The 17,875-nt window shown below is 73.8% G+C and carries 11 protein-coding genes; 9 read left to right on the forward strand and 2 right to left on the reverse strand.

The window, feature by feature from the left end:
* Positions 1-280: 280 nt before the first annotated feature.
* From AB0G56_RS35580 to AB0G56_RS35600, 5 genes are all read left to right on the forward strand, one after another.
* Positions 281-1,699: a HEAT repeat domain-containing protein gene (locus tag AB0G56_RS35580; protein WP_360978234.1), complete on the forward strand. Its 1,419-nt coding sequence runs from the start codon at positions 281-283 to the stop codon at positions 1,697-1,699.
* A 248-nt stretch (positions 1,700-1,947) separates the two neighbouring features.
* Complete coding sequence (locus AB0G56_RS35585; protein ID WP_360978237.1) at positions 1,948-2,643, forward strand: GntR family transcriptional regulator; 696 nt, start codon at positions 1,948-1,950, stop codon at positions 2,641-2,643.
* 266 nt (positions 2,644-2,909) lie between these two features.
* Complete coding sequence (locus tag AB0G56_RS35590; RefSeq protein WP_360978240.1) at positions 2,910-4,436, forward strand: hypothetical protein; 1,527 nt, start codon at positions 2,910-2,912, stop codon at positions 4,434-4,436.
* A 272-nt stretch (positions 4,437-4,708) separates the two neighbouring features.
* Positions 4,709-5,599: a hypothetical protein gene (locus AB0G56_RS35595; protein WP_360978243.1), complete on the forward strand. Its 891-nt coding sequence runs from the start codon at positions 4,709-4,711 to the stop codon at positions 5,597-5,599.
* Between the two features lie 39 nt (positions 5,600-5,638).
* Complete coding sequence (locus AB0G56_RS35600) at positions 5,639-10,309, forward strand: hypothetical protein (RefSeq protein ID WP_360978246.1); 4,671 nt, start codon at positions 5,639-5,641, stop codon at positions 10,307-10,309.
* Positions 10,310-10,402: 93 nt separating this feature from the next.
* Here AB0G56_RS35600 and AB0G56_RS35605 read toward each other — a convergent pair whose 3' ends face one another.
* The gene (locus tag AB0G56_RS35605; protein WP_360978249.1) at positions 10,403-10,975 is read right to left on the reverse strand and encodes a hypothetical protein; all 573 of its coding nucleotides are present in this window, start codon (positions 10,973-10,975) and stop codon (positions 10,403-10,405) included.
* A 420-nt stretch (positions 10,976-11,395) separates the two neighbouring features.
* Between AB0G56_RS35605 and AB0G56_RS35610 the strand changes: the two genes are divergently transcribed.
* The 4 genes from AB0G56_RS35610 to AB0G56_RS35625 all read left to right on the forward strand — a co-directional run bounded on the left by AB0G56_RS35610 (position 11,396) and on the right by AB0G56_RS35625 (position 15,937).
* On the forward strand, positions 11,396-14,410 hold the full coding sequence (locus AB0G56_RS35610) for a nitrate- and nitrite sensing domain-containing protein (protein WP_360978252.1): 3,015 nt from the start codon (positions 11,396-11,398) through the stop codon (positions 14,408-14,410).
* Positions 14,407-14,838 carry a roadblock/LC7 domain-containing protein gene (locus AB0G56_RS35615; protein ID WP_360978255.1) on the forward strand — a complete coding sequence of 144 codons (432 nt, stop codon included), beginning with the start codon at positions 14,407-14,409 and terminating at the stop codon, positions 14,836-14,838. Before AB0G56_RS35610 ends, AB0G56_RS35615 begins: the two co-directional genes overlap by 4 nt.
* Before the next feature lie 9 nt (positions 14,839-14,847).
* Entirely contained in the window at positions 14,848-15,243 is a 396-nt protein-coding gene (locus AB0G56_RS35620) for a DUF742 domain-containing protein (protein ID WP_360978258.1), read from the forward strand.
* An 88-nt stretch (positions 15,244-15,331) separates the two neighbouring features.
* Positions 15,332-15,937 carry an ATP/GTP-binding protein gene (locus AB0G56_RS35625; protein ID WP_360978261.1) on the forward strand — a complete coding sequence of 202 codons (606 nt, stop codon included), beginning with the start codon at positions 15,332-15,334 and terminating at the stop codon, positions 15,935-15,937.
* Positions 15,938-16,029: 92 nt separating this feature from the next.
* Here the strand turns inward: AB0G56_RS35625 and glpK are convergent, their stop codons facing one another.
* Positions 16,030-17,550: a glycerol kinase GlpK gene (gene glpK / locus AB0G56_RS35630; RefSeq protein ID WP_360978264.1), complete on the reverse strand. Its 1,521-nt coding sequence runs from the start codon at positions 17,548-17,550 to the stop codon at positions 16,030-16,032.
* Between the last annotated feature and the right edge of the window lie 325 nt (positions 17,551-17,875).

Raw genomic sequence — 17,875 nt, forward strand, 5'->3', positions numbered from 1 at the left:
CGACACGGAAAACGGGGGAGGCGGTACAGGGCCGCCGGAAATTTCGGTCGCGGCAGCGCAGACGCCGGGTCATCATGACGTCGTGATTCACGGACGCGATGGCTGGGCAGGTGTTGCCGCACCGCGCGGACCGTGATGCGGTCCGCATGGGCCACCGACGAGAGGCAGAGGAAGATGGTCTACAACAAGCAAGAGACGGCGGGCGCCCCGACGTGTTGTCACGCGGCCAGGTAGTGCGTGTTCCCCGGTTGCGTCGACGCTTGATGTGAGGCTGTTTCCCATGTTCGATCCGGTCATAGCGCCCAGCGGCACGCTGCTCGGCCTGCTCCAGCGGGGCCGCGGCGACGGCACTCTGCACGCGCTCACCGCCCCCCGCGCCGAGGCGCTGGCGGCCCTGAACCACTGTGTGCTGCACGACCCCCGCCACGACTGGCAGGTGGAGAACCGCTCCCTGTACTACGCCCGGCTCCTGCTCGACCTCCACGGCGAGCTGGACGCCATCGAGGCGCACCTCTTCGACCCCGAGGACGCCCTCGACACCGACGAGTCCCGCACCGGGCTCGCCCTCGCCGTCCTCGGGCACCTGGCCTCCTACGGCAGGCGGGACGCCCTCGCGCTCCTGCGCGGATACGCCGCCACCGGCGCCAACTGGGCGTGGGCCCTGGACGAGCTGGCGCTGCGCGACGACGACGCCGGCCTGCGCGCCCTGGCCGCGCCCGTCCTGGCCCGCTTCGCCACCGACGCCGAGGGCGAGGCCGAGCTGGCCGCCGCCGTCCGCGACGCCTTCGAACCCCGGCCCTGGCGGCTGTGGGCCGAGGACCGGCGCCCCTCGATCGCCGGCCGGGTGCGTGCCGCCCACGAGGCGGGCTGCTTCGACCGCTGGCAGCGGCAGATGCGTCCCAGCGGGCCCCGGCCCGGCTGGAGCGTGCGGGCCGTGTTCGACTGGGCCCAGCAGGGCGTGGAACGGGGCGCCGCCCTGCATGTTCCGGCCGCCCGCTGTCTGGCCGCCGTGGCCGGCCCCGACGACCGGCCCGAGATCCTGGGGGCCGCCCGGCAGGGCTCGGACGGGGCCCGGTGCACGGCCCTGCGCTATCTGGCCGACGGCAACGACCCGGACACCCTCGACCTGATCGAGGCGGCCGTCTTCGACGGCACGGCCGCCGTCGTCGAGGCGGCCGTCGACGCCTTCGAACGCATGCGCAGCGTCGCCGCCGTCGACCGGGCCCGCGCCTGGGCAGGACGTCCCGACCCGTTGGGGGCCGCCGCCGGACGCGTACTCGCCTGTCGTGGCGGGGCCGGTGACCGCGATCCCGTTCTGGCCGCCCTGCGTGAGGCGGTGCGGGGCGAAGGGCCCGACGCGCCCACCTTGTGGACCCTCGTGGACGGCGCCGGACGGCTGGGCATCGCCTGCGCCGCACCCGTCCTGCGGCACATCTACCGTGAGACCGCCTCCTCCCATCTCCGCGGTCGCGCCGCCCGTGCGCTGGCCGCGACCGACCCTTCCTTCGCCGCCGGGTTCGCCGTCGAATGCCTGTGGGACTGCGAGGAGAGCACCCGCGAGGTGGCCGCCCGGCACGCCGAGACCGCCGACCAGCGCGTCGTCGAGCAACTGCGCAGGCTCGCCGCCGACCCGGCCGAGGAGGACGAGGTCCAGACGGCCGTACGCAGCCGGTTCGAGCCCGACCTCCCCACCGGGTGAAGGTCCGGCCAGGCCCTCGCCGCCCTTTGCCCGGTGTGAGGGGCGCGCTCCCGCCCGGTGTGAGAGGCGCGGCCCCGCCCCGTGTGAGGGGCGCGGCCCCGCCCGGTGTGAGGGGCGCGGCCCGCTCCGGGCCCCGCGACACCGCCTGCCCCGGGCGTCGGGCAGAAGCAGGTAAAGGATCGTTGAACAATCCACCGATCCCTCTGTTGTCTTGTCCTCTTGTCTGCGGTTGCGGTTGAATTCCGGGCATGGGAGAGCAGTTGACGCCGCTGGCGGACGACCGGGTCCTGCTGGGGCGCACCAGCACCGCCGAACGGGTAGCGGACATCCTCAGGAGCCGCATCGCCGAGGGCTACTTCCCGCCCGGCACCCGGCTGTCGGAGGACAGCATCGGCGGCGCGCTCGGCGTCTCCCGCAACACGCTGCGCGAGGCGTTCCGGCTGCTCACGCACGAGCGGCTGCTCGTGCACGAGTTGAACCGGGGCGTCTTCGTACGCGTACTGGCCGTCGAGGACGTCGAGGACATCTACCGCACCCGCCGCCTCGTCGAGTGCGCCGTCGTCCGCGGCCTGGGCGAGCCTCCGTACGCGCTCGGCGGCGTCGCCGCGGCCGTCGAGGAGGGCCGGCGGGCGGCGCGCGAAGCCGACTGGAAGACGCTGGGCACCGCCAACATCCACTTCCACCGCGAGCTGGTCGCGCTCGCCGGGAGCGAGCGCACCGACGAGCTGATGCGCAGCGTCTTCGCCGAACTGCGCCTGGCCTTCCACGTCGTGGACGACCCCCGGCGGCTGCACGAGCCCTACCTCAGCCGCAACGAGCAGCTCCTCCAGATCCTCCAGAGCGGCGACCGGCACCGGGCGGAGAAGCAGCTCGCGGTCTATCTCGACGACTCGCTGGACAAGGTGGTGGAGGTGTACCGGCGCCGGGTCGGCCAGGGGGCGTAGCGGCCCGGCCGCACCGGCCCCGGCCGCGGTGGTGCGAGGGTGTCCGGGCGCGTGTGCGAGGACGGTGGTGCGAGGGTGCCCGGCCCGGGTGTGACGGCGGTGGTGCGAAGGGTCCGGCCCGGGTATGACGGCGGCGGCGCGAGGGTGTCCGGCCGTGTGCTGCGGCGTTGCCGCGAGACCGCCAGGCCCCGGTGCGCCGGCGGGGGTACGAGGGTGCGTCTGCGCCGTTTGGGTCGTTGTCAGACCGAGGACCTAGTCTGTGCACCGTGACTTCGCCTGCATCGACGGACAGCGTTCCGCCCCAGTTCAGCGCGGGGCCGCGCCCCGCGCCGGGCCCGGCCGCCGACGAGGGACTGGCGCGGCGACTGCGCGCGCTCGCGTGCACCGCGCCGCTGCACGACCTGGACGCGCGCAAGGCGAACCTCGCCGGCGAGTACTCGGTGTACGGCATGGCGGAGGTCGCCCTCGCCGCCATCGACCTGGTCACGCTCAACATGGACTTCGACACCGGTGCCGACCACGACCAGATCGTGGCCCGGCTCGTCCCGCGCGTCGCCGCCCAGGCCCCGCAGCGCCCCGCCGCCGAGCACGAGCGCGTCGCCCGCTGGGTCCTGGAGAACCTGATCAACGTGGGCAGCGCCGACCGCGGCTTCCGCGCGGTGTACGGCACGTTCGCGCCGGACGGCACCTACGTGCGCCGCGACTACGACTTCAAGCTGATCGAGGAGGTGCCCGGCCCCGGCGGCAGCGTCTACCTGCGCACGACGGACGAGGCGGTCAACGTCCTCGTGGGCGCCCTGGACACCGACGTCACCAGCGCCCAGATCGCCGCCGAGGTCAAGCTGGAGGTGCTCATCAACCGCGGCCGGCTCGCCGACGCGCAGCTCGCCGCCGAGCAGGCCCGCTACCGGACCGTGCAGTACTCGGAGACCCTGCGCAGGGCCCTGGACGCGACCCGGCGCAACGTCCGCGCGGTGGACTGGCTGAGCGCCGTACCCGACATGATCGCCGAGGCGCTGGACCACGTCGCCGACCGCTACCGGCACGAGAACGCGATCCTGACCAACATCCGCAAGGCGCGCGACGAGACCGAGGAGCCCGAGCACAAGCGGCGCGCCGCCGAACTGGTCGACATCGTCAAGGACTGCATCCGCAGACACACCCAGCTGCAGTCCCGGCTGCTGGAGGCCGGCCCCCTCTTCCGCGCGGAACAGGACCGGCAGGCCTTCGCCACGCCGCTCACCACCTCGGGCACCGACCTCTACGGGCACCTGCTCGCCCCCACCCTGCCGCTCCCGCTGGAAGGCGCGATCCGGGTCACGGACGCCTTCTTCGCCCACGGGACCGGGCTGCGTACCCCCGTCTCCGTCAGGGTCTCCGACCTCGTCGACATCCTGCTCACGCCGCCCGTGGAGCGGGAGCACCTGGGCGCAGAGATGCCCGAACCCGACCTGATCGCCACACCGGACGACAGCCGGTTCAGCGAGGAGCAACTGGCGGCCGCCATGGAGCTGCTGGACCTGCCCGCCGACGCCCCGCGCCGGCTGTCGGGCCTGCTCGCCGAGGCCCGCCGCGCGGACGCCGACCTGCCCTACCTGGTCGCGCTGCTGGCCGTGCACGCGGCCAGCCCGCCGGTCGGCACCGCCTACCGGCAGGGCGAGGAGAAGCTGCTCTTCGCCGTGGACGACGGCACGGACCTGGACGACCCGGAGTTCGGCGGCGCCGACCTGATCGTCGGGACCGCGCTCCTCGACGCGGCCGGGATGGCGGCGGACCGGACGGAAGCCGCATGAGGCATGAGCCGGACGGAAGCCGCGTGAGCCGCAGGCCGGGCGGCGGCTTCATGAGCCGCGTACCGGACGGGAGCCGCAAGATGACGGGCCGGACGGAAGCCGCGTGAGCCGCAGACCGGGCGGCGGCTTCATGAGCCGCGTACCGGACGGAAGCCGCAAGATGACGGGCCGGACGGAAGCCGCGTGAGCCGCAGACCGGGCGGCGACATCATGAGTCGCGTACCGGACGGAAGCAGCACGAGTGAGCGAGAGCGTGACAAGGAGCCCCAGCAGTGAGTGAGCACGTCGAGTGGAACGAGGCGGAGCCCCCCGCCCCGTCCGCGACCGGCGCCGTCACCCCCGCCGACGCCGCCGACGCGGCCCGGCTCGTCGCCTTCGGGCTGCAGCCCAGACTGCAGCCCGCCCGGGACCAGGAGTACGCCGACCTGCTGCGCCGGCACCGCGAGGACCCGGCGTTCGCCCGCCTCGCGGACGCCGTGGCCGCCGGACTCGGCCTGGTCGTCCTGGAGGTGTCCCCGCGCGCGGGCATGGCGGTGACCGCCGCCGAGGACTCCGTGTTCGCCGTCCGCATGGGCGACTACGCGCGGCGCACCGCCGCCGACTCCGCGGACCGCTTCCTGCACGGGCTCGCCCACCTCGCCGTGGCCGCCCTCGCCTTCCCGCGCCCCGAGGACCTGGCCGACGACGGCTACATCGGCCGCGTCACGGTCAACGGCGTCGACGCCTTCGTGCGCCAGGCCTGCCGCCGGCTGGAGGAGCGCGCCGAAGAGCAGGGCGAGAACACCGACCCCGCCACGGACGCACCCGGCCTGGAGGCCGCCTGGCGGATCTGGGCCAGACGCAGCGCGACCGGCGCCACCAAGGACGCCCGCCGCCCCGCCGCCTCCACCACGGGCATCGTCGCCAAGGCCCTGGCGTTCCTCACCGACTCCGGGTTCCTGCAGCGCACCGGCGACGAGAACGGCGGCACCTACCGCACCACCGCCCGCTACCAGCTCCAGGTGCGCGACATGGCCGGCGCCGCCGCCCTGGCCGAACTGCTGGACCTGGGCGTCGTCCCCGTCACCGACGGCACGGCGAGCCTGCTGCCCGCCGAGGACAGCGACGACCTGGAACTGGTGGCCGACGCCGGACTGCCCTTCCACGCCCCCGCCCAGCACTGAACCTTCCCCGAACCGCCAGAAAACTGACGAGAGTCCGCCATGTACGAGCTGTCCCGGGTCCGCCTCTACTCCATCGGTCCGGCCGGTGCTCGCTACGCCGACACCGTGCTCGACCTGCGGGGCGTGGGCGAGCCGGTGCCCGATCCCGCGCCCACCCAGGCGGAGTTCTTCGAGGAGGAGCCGGTCGGCCCGCCGCGCCGCCCCGCCCCCGCCGGCGTGCTCTTCCTGGAGAACGGGGGCGGCAAGTCGGTCCTGCTCAAGCTGATCTTCTCCGTGATGCTGCCCGGCCACCGCAACACCCTCGGCGGCGCCAGCTCCGGCGTGCTGCGCAAGTTCCTGCTCGCCGACGACTGCGGCCACGTGGCCCTGGAGTGGCAGCACGTGCAGACCGGCGAGTGCGTCGTCGTCGGCAAGGTCAGTGAGTGGCGCGGACGGCAGGTCTCCAACGACCCGCGCAAGTTCGCCGAGGCCTGGTACTCCTTCCGGCCCGGCCCCGGGCTCACCCTGGACAACCTGCCCGTCGCCGAGGCCACCTCCGTACGCCCGCCCGTGGAAGGTGCCTCCGGCGCGCAGGGCCGGCGCCGCACCATGAAGGGCTTCCGGGACGCCCTCACCGACGCGGGCAAGGCCTACCCGCACCTCGAAGCGCACTGGGAGGAGATCCACGACCGCTGGATCGAACACCTCGGCGACCTGGGCCTCGACCCCGAACTCTTCCGCTACCAGCGGGAGATGAACGCCGACGAGGGGGAGGCGGCCGGCCTGTTCGCGGTGAAGAAGGACTCCGACTTCACCGACCTGCTGCTGCGCGCCGTCACCGACACCCGCGACACCGACGGACTCGCCGACCTGGTCAGCGGCTTCGGCAACAAACTGGGCCGGCGCGCCGAACTCATCGCCGAACGCGACTTCACCGCCGGGTCCGTGGACCTGCTCGGCCGGATCGTCGAGGCCGCCGAGGCCCGCACCCGCGCGCGTGACATCCACACCGCAGCCGAACGGCGCACCCGCACCCTGGCACGGCGGCTGTCCGCCCGAGCGGTAAGGGAGCGGGTACGCGCCGCCGACCTCGCGCAGCGCGTCACCGCCGCCGCCTACTCCGTCACGCACTCCGAGGGCGCCCGCGAGCGCAGCGCGCTGATCGCCGCCGAACTCGCCTACCGCCACGCCTCCCTGGCCCTGGCCGCAGCAGAGAAGTCCGCCGCCGCGCAGAAGCGCGAACTGGCCGACGCCCGCACCCTCCACTCCGCCTGGCAGGCCGCCGAGGCCGCCCTGCGCCACCGCGCCGCCGCCGACCGCGTCTCCCGCGTCTCCGCCGCCATCCAGGAAGCCGAACGGGACGCTGCCCCCGCCCTCGCCGCCCGCGCCCGGGCCGCCGTGGACCTCGTACGGGCCCTGCACGCGGCGGCGGAGAGCGCCGAAGCCCTCGCCAACGAGGGTGAGGAGCGCTCCGCACAGCTCCAGGAGGCCGGCGAGACGGCCCACCGCGACGCGACCGCCGCCGCCACCGAGGCGCAGCGCGCCCGCAGCGAGGCCGGGCACCTGCGTCAGCGGCTCACCGAGGTCGAGCAGGAGACCGCCGAGGCCGTGCGCGCCGGCTGGCTCGACGACAGCGCGCCCGACGCCGACCCGGCCCGCGCCGCCCTGGCCGCCAGCGATGCCGAGAAGACGGCCGTCGCCGCCTGGGACGAGGCCCGCGAAGCCGCCCGCAAGAGCGCGGAACACGCGCGCGAAGCCGCCTCGGCCGAGGCCCGCGCGGAACTCACCGCGGCCCGCGCGGCCGATGCGACGGCGGCGGCCGAACGGGCCCACGGAGCGGAACGGCGCACCGCCGAGAGCCTGGCGGGCGAGCAGCGGCTCGCGGAGCTGCTGAGCCTGCCGGCCGCCGCGGCCGGGCGGCCCGGCGTACCGGGCCCGCGCACGGGCTCCGAGCACACCGCGGGCACGGGGAACACGGCCGTACCCGAGACGGACACGCGCGCCGACAGCGCCCGCCGCCTCGTCGAGGGCTCCCTGACCGCCGAAGAGCTGGACCGCTTCGCCGACGAACTGCGCGCACTCCTCGACGACGCCGTCTCCTCCGCCGAGCGGCACCTGTTCGAACTGCGCACGGCCGCGGCCGACGACTCCCGGATCCTGGGCGCCCTCGGCGACGGTGGCCTGCTGCCGCCCGGACCCGACGTCCTGGCCACCGTCGAGTTCCTCGGCGAGCACGGCATCCCGGCCCTGCCCGGCTGGCGTTACCTCGCCCAGGCCGTCGACCCCGCCGACCACGCGCGCGTGCTGGCCGCCCGGCCCGAACTCGTCGACGGCGTGATCATCACCGACCCGGACACGCACGCCCGGGCCCGTGCCGCCCTGGGCGACGCGGCGCTGCTGCCCCGCTCCGCCGTGGCCGTCGGCACCGCGGCGGCCCTGCTCGCGCCCACTCCGGCAGCGGACGCCACCACCGACGTCTTCCTGGTCCCGCCGAACCCGGCCATGCACGACGAGCACGCCGCCGACGAGGAACGGCAGGCACTGCGCGCCAGGGCGACCGAGCGGGACGAGGAGATCCGCCGCCTCGCCGCCCGGCTCGGCAAGGACCGCGAACTGGCGGCCCGCCTCGCCTCCTGGCGCACCGGCTGCCCCGCCGGACGGCTGGCCGAACTGGCCACGGGCGCCGAGGACGCCCGCACGTTCGCCGAGGAGGCCGAGGCCGAGCTGGCCGAGGCACGCGCCGTCCGCGCCCAGGCCGAGGAAGCCGCGGCCGAGGCCGCCCAGGTACGCGACGAACGGCAGGAGGGAGCACAGAAGGCCCGGCGCGCCGCCGACGCCCTCGCCGGGCTCGCCTTCCGGCTGCGCGAGCGCGCCGGCTGGCAGGCCAGACTGCGCGAACTCGCCGACGAGGCCGCTGAGTCGGAGGCCCGCGCCCAGACCTGCCTGGAGCGCGCCCGCGCCGCCGACGAGGACCGGCGCGCAGCCCAGCGCGCCGCCGACGACGCCCGCCGCACCGCCCGCGCGCTGCGCGCCGAGCGCTCCGAGATCGCCGGTGCCCCCGACGACGTACCCGAGGCCGACGGGGACGCGCCGAAGGCGTCCCTGCCCGCCCTGCGCGAGGCCTACCGCGCCGCCTCCCAGGTCTACGAGAAGGTCGGCGTCGGCGCCGACCTGCGCGCCGAACAGGCCCGCGCGGAGAGCGACGAGAGCGCCGCCCGCGCCGAACTGGACCGCCTCAGCAACAAGGTCCGCACCCGCGCGGAGCAGCTCCTCGAGTCCCCCGACGGCTCGGACGGCCCGTCCCGGCAGGCCGCCGCCGCGCGCGCGGAGGAGCTGGTGCAGCTCCTGGAAACCCGGATGTCCACCGCGAGCGAGCAGCTCGGCCGGCTGCGCGGCGAAACCGAACGGCTCGCACCCGAGGACGCCGAGACCCACACCGAGCTGCCCGAGGACCTCCTCCCGCGCGACGCCGAGCACGCCCAGGCGCTGCTGCGCACCGCCACCGCCGAACTCGCCGCCCGCACCGAGGCACTGGACCGGGCCCGCGAGGCGCACGGCGAGCTGCTGGACGCCCACCGCGCCGCCGAGGACGCCGCGGGCGGCTTCGACGAGATCGCCGCCATGCTCCGCGACCTGCTGCGCGAGCACACCGGCGACGAGGAGCAGGAGGAAGCCGAGCCGTACCCCGGCAGCCCGGAGGCGGCCCGCCAGGCGGCGGCCGAGGCCCGCAGGTCGCTGCGCGGCTGCGCCGCCGACCTGTCCGCCGCCGAAGGAGCCGTACGCGAGGCGAGCGACATCCTCGTCCGGCACGCCAACTCCACCCGCTACGAGCAGGTCCGCACGCCCGCCCGGCAGCAGATCCGCGAACTGCCCGCCTCCGCCCTGCCCGAGCACGCCCGGAAGTGGGCCGAGGCCTTCGCGCCCCGGCTGCGCGTCCTCACCGACGAGCTGGCCCAGCTGGAGCGCAACCGCGACTCGATCGTGGACCGGCTGCGCGGCCTCGTGGAGTCGGCGCTCGCCACGCTCCGCTCCGCCCAGCGCCTGTCCCGCCTGCCCGAAGGGCTCGGCGAGTGGTCGGGGCAGGAGTTCCTGCGCATCCGCTTCGAGGAACCCGACCAGGCCACCCTGACCGAACGCCTCGGCGAGGTCATCGACGACGCCACCCGCGCCGCCGTCAGGAAGAACTCGGACCTGCGCCGCGACGGCATGTCCCTGCTGCTGCGCGGCGTGGCCGCCGCCCTCCAGCCCAAGGGCGTCGCCGTGGAGATCCTCAAGCCGGACGCCGTGCTGCGGGCCGAACGCGTCCCCGTCGGGCAGATGGGCGACGTCTTCTCGGGCGGCCAGCTGCTCACCGCCGCGATCGCCCTGTACTGCACGATGGCGGCCCTGCGCTCGAACGACCGGGGCCGCGACAAGCACCGTCACGCGGGCACCCTGTTCCTGGACAACCCCATCGGCCGCGCCAACGCCACCTACCTGCTGGAACTCCAGCGGGCCGTCTCCGACGCGCTCGGTGTGCAGCTGCTCTACACCACCGGCCTGTTCGACACGACCGCGCTGGCGGAGTTCCCGCTGGTCATCCGGCTGCGCAACGACGCCGACCTCCGGGCCGGGCTGAAGTACATCAGCGTCGAGGAACACCTGCGGCCCGGGCTGCCCCAGCAGACCCCGGCAGGGGAGACGGTGCACAGCGAGATCACAGCCACCCGGATGTTCAAACGCCCGGCCTGACGGGCGGCCGCCGAGGGGCGACGGCCCGGCCCCTGCGGAAAGGGGGACCTGCCCCCGGCGGGACCGCTCCGGCCGGTGCCCGACAGGGCCTGGCTAGGGGTGTGACAGCCGCCCGGTGCCGCCGCCGCGGCGGCGTATGCGCTCCTGGGCGCGCTCGGTCGTCCGCTGCTCCCGCCGGGCCCGGCGCCGCTCGCGCCGCAGAGCGCGCGCCGTGCTGCTGGGGGCCGAGACGACCCCGTGGCGCTGGTTCCAGACCTGGCGGGTGACCCAGACGTCGAGCACCGCCCAAGTGGCCACGATCGTGCTCGCCACGCTGCTGATGACCATGGGGAAGGCCAGCCACGACCCGGCCAGGGTGCACAGGAACGCCACCACGGCCTGGATGAGCGTCACGGCGATGACCAGCACCGCCCGCACCGCCGCCTCGCGCACCGGATCCGGCAGCCTGCGCCGCCGCGCGGGCTCCTCCACCCACAGGGGTCTGCAGAGGGGCTGTTCAGCCGCTTCGCCCCGGTCCGCCGTGTACGCCCGTCCGCCCGCGCCCCACCGGCCGGCCCCGGCCTCCGGAATGTCGCGATCCGGTGCCCCCGGTGCCGTCCGACCAGGCGCCGTCAACTGGGCCGTACCGCTGTCGGCGACCTGCTCGCGCCGCCCCGCCGTCCCCATCAACTCGTCACTCCCCACCGCCGGCAGCCCGCTCGCCCCGGTGTCCGTAGAACCGGCTCCCCATTGGCTGCCCGGCTTGCGCTGTTTTACGCGGCACAGATGCGGGACGCGGCTACAGTGGCCGATTCCGCCTCCATGCCCCATGGAGTAGGACGAACGACACGTCGTGAAGATTCCCGGCAGACGCATGATCTCGGCCAACCGGCAGGCGCGGCCCACCAGTCAAGGGCGGCGCACGCTCCCCTGTTCCGGTCTGTCATCTCCCGCCATGCCCGGACAACTCGCCATCTCTCGCCCTCGGTGCGGGGGTTCGGGCCCCGGCCGCCCCTTCGAGATACCTGTGTGTCGGTAGTAGGCTCGCGCCGTTTGTTGACGTACATGTGTACCCCCGTGACTGCGGGGGTCGAGCTGGGGGAGGCCATGCGCTTTCGCGGGAAGTCCATCCGCAGGAAGATCGTGGCGCTCCTCCTCGTGCCGCTGCTGTCCCTGACCGCCATCTGGGCCTTCGCCACCGTGCTCACGGGACGGCAGGCAAGTGAGCTGTTCAACTCGTCCTCCGTGGTGGAGAAGATCGCCTACCCCACTGAGGACACCGTGCGCGTCCTGCAGCAGGAGCGCCGGCAGACCCTCGTCCACCTCGCCGATCCCCGCGCCGCGGACGCCCTCGCCGCACTGCGGCGCAGCCGTGCCGCCACCGACCGGGCCGTCGCCCAGCTCCGCCGCAACGCGAGCGACAGCGGCACCCGCGACGCGCTGGGCAGCGGCGGCGACGGACGGCTGACCGCGGTGCTCGACGCCCTGGACGGCATCGACTCCCTGCGCCGCAGCGTCGAGGACGGCACCGTCCGCCGCGCCCAGGCGCTCGACCTCTACAACCGCCTGGTCGACCCCTGTTACGGCCTGCTCGCCGGACTCCGCGTCGTCGACGACGTGGAACTGGACAAGCAGTACCGCGCCCTGGTCAACCTCTCCCGGGCCCGTGAACTCCTCTCCCGCGAGGACGCCCTGCTCGGCTCCTCCCTGGTCGTCGGCGTCCTCACCCCCGACGAGAGCCGCGACGTCGCCGCACTCGTCGCCCAGCGGTCCCTGCTGTACGACGTGAACCTGCCGCTGCTGCCCGCCGCCGAACGAAGCCGCTACCAGCGCTTCTGGGCGAACGCGGCCTCCGCCCCGCTGCGGGTGGCCGAGAAGGCCGCCGTCTCCACCCGGTCCGGCACGCCGCGCGGTGTGAGCGCGAAGGGCTGGGACGGCGCCGCCGCCAACGCGCTCGAAGACCTCGGCACCCTTGAGGACCGTGCCGAGGACCGCTTCCAGGACCGGGTCGGCCCGGTCGCCCTGAACGTCATCCTGCAGGCGGCCGTGGCCGGCATTCTCGGCCTGGTGGCCCTGCTGGTCTCCCTCTTCCTCTCCGTCCGCATCGGACGCGGGCTCATCCGCGACCTCAGGCAGCTCCGCCTGGAGGCCCACGAGGCCTCCGGCGTCCGTCTGCCGAGCGTGATGCGCCGCCTGTCGGCGGGCGAGCAGGTCGACGTGGAGACCGAGGCCCCGCGCCTCGAATACGACAAGAACGAGATCGGCGAGGTCGGCCAGGCACTCAACACCCTTCAGCGGGCCGCCGTCGAGGCCGCCGTGAAACAGGCCGAACTGCGCGCCGGCGTCTCCGAGGTCTTCGTCAACCTCGCCCGCCGCAGCCAGGTCCTGCTGCACAAGCAACTCACCCTCCTCGACACCATGGAACGCCGGACCGAGGACGCCGAGGAACTCGCCGACCTGTTCCGCCTCGACCACCTGACCACCCGGATGCGCCGCCACGCCGAGGGACTGGTGATCCTCTCCGGCGCGGCTCCGTCGCGGCAGTGGCGCAAACCCGTCCAGTTGATGGACGTCGTACGCGCCGCCGTCGCGGAGGTCGAGGACTACGAACGCGTCGAGGTCCGCCGGCTGCCCCGCGTCGCCCTCACCGGCCCTGCCGTCGCCGACCTCACCCACCTCGTCGCCGAACTCCTGGAGAACGCCACGGTGTTCTCCCCGCCGCACACTGCGGTCCAGGTCGTCGGCGAGCGCGTCGCCAACGGGTTCACCCTGGAGATCCACGACCGGGGCCTGGGCATGGCTGCCGAAACGCTGCTGGACGCCAACCTGCGGCTCGCCGAGACCCCCGAGTTCGAACTGTCGGACACCGACCGGCTCGGCCTGTTCGTGATCAGCCGGCTCGCCCAGCGGCAGAACGTCCGCGTCTCGCTCCAGCCGTCCCCGTACGGCGGCACCACCGCCGTGGTCTTCATCCCGGACGCGCTGCTGACCGAGGACGTCCCCGACACCAACGGTGTCGGCTTCCGTCTCGACCGGCCCGCCGCGAAGACCGAGCGGGAGGAGGGCCGCAGGAACGTTCTCTCCCAGACACCCGTGCACCTTCCCGGCCTGCCGGTCTCGCTGCTGGACGGGCCCGTGGAACTGGAGGCGCCGGTCGGCCTGGACGCCGTCGCCGAGTATGAGGAGTTCCCGGGTGCCCTCGGCGACGGGGACAGCGAACGCGGCGGACTGTTCCGGCCGCGCTCCCCGTCCCGGCCGCAGACGAACGAGACGGCCCCCCGCCACCCCGCCGGCCCCCGGCCGGGCACCGGCCCGCGCAGCGCATCCGGCCGCACCGCGGGCGACGGGGAAGCGGACGGCCCGGTACCGCTGACCCGGCGCAGGACGCCCAAGCTGGTCCGTTCCCACGGCCGCCCGGTCACCGAGGCGCGGACGCGGCGCGAGGACGCGGATCGGCAGGACGCCGCGCGGCCCGCGGGCCCGGCTGCCGAACCCGCCGAGCTGCCGACCCGACGGCGCGGCGAGGCACCGACGAGACGGAACACGGCCGAGACCGACCCGCGCGACGGACGAGGTGCTCCGCCGACGCCGCCGCCCGCGCGCGGGGACGAGGAGCAGCCCCCGGCCCTGCCGCAGCGCACGCGCAGGACCGCCCGCGCCGCCGGAGAGCCGGAAGGCACGGACGGCAGGGAAGGCAGGGAAGGCAGGGGGCGCGCGGACGATTTGGACGGCTCGGAAGGCACGGGAAGCACGGCAAGCCCAGGGAGCACGAAGCGGAGCGCAGCCCCAGGGCCCACGATGCCGGCCACGCCACCCACCGAGCCCGCCCCGGCGCCCACCGCCCCCGGCGACCGCGTCGGCGCGTCCCGCGAGCCGGCCCCCGACGCCAGGGCGCTGCCCCGCCGCGTCCGGCAGGCCAGCCTCGCCCCCCAGCTCAAGCAGACTCCCGAGCGGCGCCCCGGCGCCCGGGCCGAGCCGGGTGAACGGGACGCCGACGAAGTCCGCAGCCGCATGGCCTCGCTCCAGCGCGGCTGGCGGCGCGGCCGTGAGGAGAACGCCGAGGGCGACGACGCCCACGACGGCAGCACAGCACAAGGAACGACTAAGGGGGACGGTCGATGACCGCACCGAAGACGACCGGTCACACCACGGGCAAGAAGGAGCTGAACTGGCTCCTCGACGACCTCGTGGACCGGGTCGCGAGCATCCGCAAGGCCGTCGTGCTCTCCAGCGACGGTCTGGCGACCGGCGTGTCCAAGGACCTGACCCGGGAGGACAGCGAGCACCTGGCCGCCGTCGCCTCCGGCTTCCACAGCCTCGCCAAGGGCGTGGGCCGGCACTTCGAGGCCGGCAGCGTCCGGCAGACGCTCGTCGAACTGGACGACGCCTACCTGTTCGTGACCGCCGCCGGTGACGGCAGCTGCCTCGCCGTCCTGGCCGACGCCGACTCCGACATCGGGCAGGTCGCCTACGAGATGACGCTCCTGGTCAAGCGGGTCGGAGTGCATCTGGGCGCGGCCCCCCGCACCGATCTGCCCGCCGGCGGGTAGTGGGATGGTATGAACGGAGACGGTCAGGCAGGAAGCCACTGGTTCGACGACGAGGCCGGACCGGTGGTCCGCCCGTACGCCATGACGCGTGGCCGTACCAGCCACGCGGGCCAGCACCGCCTCGATCTGATCGCGGTCGTCGTCACCGAACCGCACGTGGACGATCCGGAGGCGGACCACTCGCTCTCCCCGGAGCACGTGGACATCGTCGAACTGTGCCGTGACACCCCGCAGTCGGTCGCCGAGCTGGCCGCGGAACTCGATCTGCCGATCGGTGTCGTGCGCGTCCTCATCGGGGACCTCGCGGACGAGGAGTACGTCCATGTGAGCCGGCCGGTGCCCCCGGCCGAGCTGCCGGACGAGAGCGTGCTGCGCGACGTGATCAGCGGACTGCGCGCTCTGTGAGCATCCCGGGCGGCGAAGCCGCGGGTCACCGCTGCCGCTGACCGACCCCCGGTGAGCAGAATCCGACCAGAAGCAGGAGAAGAAAAGGATGATCTTCGGGCGCTCCGAGCGCGGCAGGCCCCCGGTCGAGCCCCTCACGTTCAAGATCCTTGTGGCCGGCGGCTTCGGGGTGGGCAAGACGACCCTCGTCGGAGCGGTCAGCGAGATCCGGCCGCTGCGCACCGAGGAACTGCTCACCGAGGCGGGCCGCCCGGTCGACGACCTGAGCGGCGTGGAGGGCAAGCACACCACGACCGTGGCCATGGACTTCGGCCGCATCACGCTGCGCGAGGACCTGGTGCTGTACCTCTTCGGCACGCCGGGGCAGGAGCGGTTCTGGTTCATGTGGGACGAGCTGTCCGAGGGCGCGCTCGGCGCGGTCGTACTGGCCGACACACGCCGCCTGGAGGACTGCTTCGCGGCCGTCGACTACTTCGAACGGCGCTCCATCCCCTTCGTCGTCGGCGTCAACTGCTTCGAGGGCGCCGCCCGCTACCCGGCAAAGGCCGTACGCCAGGCCCTCGACCTCGACGAGGACGTGCCCGTGCTGCTGTGCGACGCCCGGGAGCGCGAGTCGGTCAAGGAGACCCTGATCGGCGTCGTCCAGCACGCGATGGCGTACACGGCCGCCCACCGCCGGACCGTCACCACGTGACCTGACCCGCTCCGGCCTCATCCGGTCTGTTCTGGCCTGACCCGGCCTCATCCGACCTGCCTACCTACCTGCCGTCCTGACCTTCCGGCCTTCTACTCCTCGCCGTCCTCCAGCCAACCGAAGCTCTTCTCCACCGCCTTGCGCCAGTTGTGGTACTCGCGGTCACGGACCGCGTCCTCCATGGCGGGCGTCCACTCGGCGTCCCTCTTCCAGTGCGACTTGAGTTCGTCCAGGTCGTTCCACACGCCCGTGGCGAGCCCGGCCGCGTAGGCGGCGCCCAGGCAGGTCGTCTCGGAGACCTGGGGACGGATCACCGGCACGCCGAGCACGTCCGCCTGGTGCTGCATGAGGAGGTTGTTCTTCGTCATCCCGCCGTCGACCTTGAGGGTCGTGAGGCGTACCCCGGAGTCCTGGTACATCGCGTCCACGACCTCGCGCGTCTGCCAGCTGGTCGCTTCCAGGACGGCACGCGCCAGATGGGCTTTGGTGACGTACCTGGTGAGTCCCGTGACCACGCCGCGTGCGTCCGAACGCCAGTACGGAGCGAACAGGCCGGAGAACGCCGGCACGATGTACGCGCCCCCGTTGTCCTCCACGCTGCCCGCCAGCGGCTCGATCTCGTCCGCCGTGCGGATGATGCCGAGCTGGTCGCGGAACCACTGCACCAGCGCGCCCGTGATCGCGATGGCCCCCTCCAGGCAGTAGACCGGCGCCTCGTCGCCGATCTTGTAACCCATGGTGGTCAGCAGACCGCTCTTGGACGGCACGGGCCGGGTGCCGGTGTTGAGCAGCAGGAAGCTGCCGGTGCCGTACGTGTTCTTGGCGTCGCCCATGTCGTAGCAGGCCTGGCCGAACACGGCCGCCTGCTGGTCGCCCAGGGCCGAGGCGACCGGCACCCCCGTCAACTGGCCCACGGCGGTTCCGTACACCTCTGAGGAGGACCGGATCTCCGGCAGGATGCCCTCTGGGACGTCCATGGCCGCCAGGATGGACGGCTCCCACCGGAGGGTCTCCAGGTTCATCAGCATCGTCCGGCCCGCGTTGGTGACGTCGGTGACGTGCTTGCCGCCGTCCGTGCCGCCGGTCAGGTTCCAGATGAGCCAGGAGTCGATCGTGCCGAAGGCGATCTCGCCGCGCTCGGCGCGGGCGCGCAGGCCGGGGACGTTGTCGAGCAGCCAGGCGGCCTTCGGGCCGGAGAAGTAACTGGCGAGCGGCAGACCGGTCTGCTCGCGGAACCGGTCCTGCCCCTCCGCGCCGCCCAGTTCGTTGCAGAGTGCCGCGGTGCGGGTGTCCTGCCACACGATCGCGTTGTGCACGGGCTTGCCGGTCGCGCGGTCCCACAGGACGGTCGTCTCGCGCTGGTTGGTGATGCCGAGCGCGCTGAGCTGCCCGGCGCGCAGCCCGGCCTTGGCCAGCGCTCCCGCGACCACAGCCTGCACCTTGGACCAGATCTCGGTGGCGTCGTGCTCCACCCAGCCCGGCTTGGGGAAGATCTGGCGGTGCTCGCGCTGATCCACTGCGACGATGGCGCCGTTGCGGTCGAAGACGATGCAACGGCTCGACGTGGTGCCCTGGTCGATTGCGGCCACGTACTTCTCGGCGTTGTCCGTCATGGCTACCCCTTGGTGGGAGGGTCGGAAGGCCACGTCGTGTCCGGGAACGGGGCTGCTGTGACTCCTGCCCCTGTCTTCTCACTCGTATCAGTTTGTCCCAGATCATGGGGAAACTGCTCGGGATGCAGAGGACCCCCGCCTACGCACGGGGAAGAACGCGCCGGAAGCCGGAAGCCGGAAGCCGGAAGCCGGAAGCCGGAAGCCGGAAGCCGGAAGCCGGAAGCCGGAGCCGGGGGGGGTGCCTCTATGTCTTTCGTCAAGCGAGGCGTGGGGTTCTGGGTTCGTAGAAGGTGCCGTCGCGGAGCATCGCGAACAGCACGTTGAT

Source organism: Streptomyces sp. NPDC021356, from assembly GCF_040641015.1.
In the GTDB taxonomy this organism is placed as follows: domain Bacteria; phylum Actinomycetota; class Actinomycetes; order Streptomycetales; family Streptomycetaceae; genus Streptomyces.

What these genes read in the sequence shown, in the direction of transcription:
- AB0G56_RS35580 (WP_360978234.1), top strand. Translation starts at nt 281, where the DNA reads ATGTTCGATCCGGTCATAGCGCCCAGCGGCACGCTGCTCGGCCTGCTC.
- AB0G56_RS35585 (WP_360978237.1), top strand. Translation starts at nt 1,948, where the DNA reads ATGGGAGAGCAGTTGACGCCGCTGGCGGACGACCGGGTCCTGCTGGGG.
- AB0G56_RS35600 (WP_360978246.1), top strand. Translation starts at nt 5,639, where the DNA reads ATGTACGAGCTGTCCCGGGTCCGCCTCTACTCCATCGGTCCGGCCGGT.
- AB0G56_RS35605 (WP_360978249.1), bottom strand. Translation starts at nt 10,975, where the DNA reads ATGGGGACGGCGGGGCGGCGCGAGCAGGTCGCCGACAGCGGTACGGCC.
- AB0G56_RS35610 (WP_360978252.1), top strand. Translation starts at nt 11,396, where the DNA reads ATGCGCTTTCGCGGGAAGTCCATCCGCAGGAAGATCGTGGCGCTCCTC.
- AB0G56_RS35615 (WP_360978255.1), top strand. Translation starts at nt 14,407, where the DNA reads ATGACCGCACCGAAGACGACCGGTCACACCACGGGCAAGAAGGAGCTG.
- AB0G56_RS35620 (WP_360978258.1), top strand. Translation starts at nt 14,848, where the DNA reads ATGAACGGAGACGGTCAGGCAGGAAGCCACTGGTTCGACGACGAGGCC.
- AB0G56_RS35625 (WP_360978261.1), top strand. Translation starts at nt 15,332, where the DNA reads ATGATCTTCGGGCGCTCCGAGCGCGGCAGGCCCCCGGTCGAGCCCCTC.
- glpK (WP_360978264.1), bottom strand. Translation starts at nt 17,550, where the DNA reads ATGACGGACAACGCCGAGAAGTACGTGGCCGCAATCGACCAGGGCACC.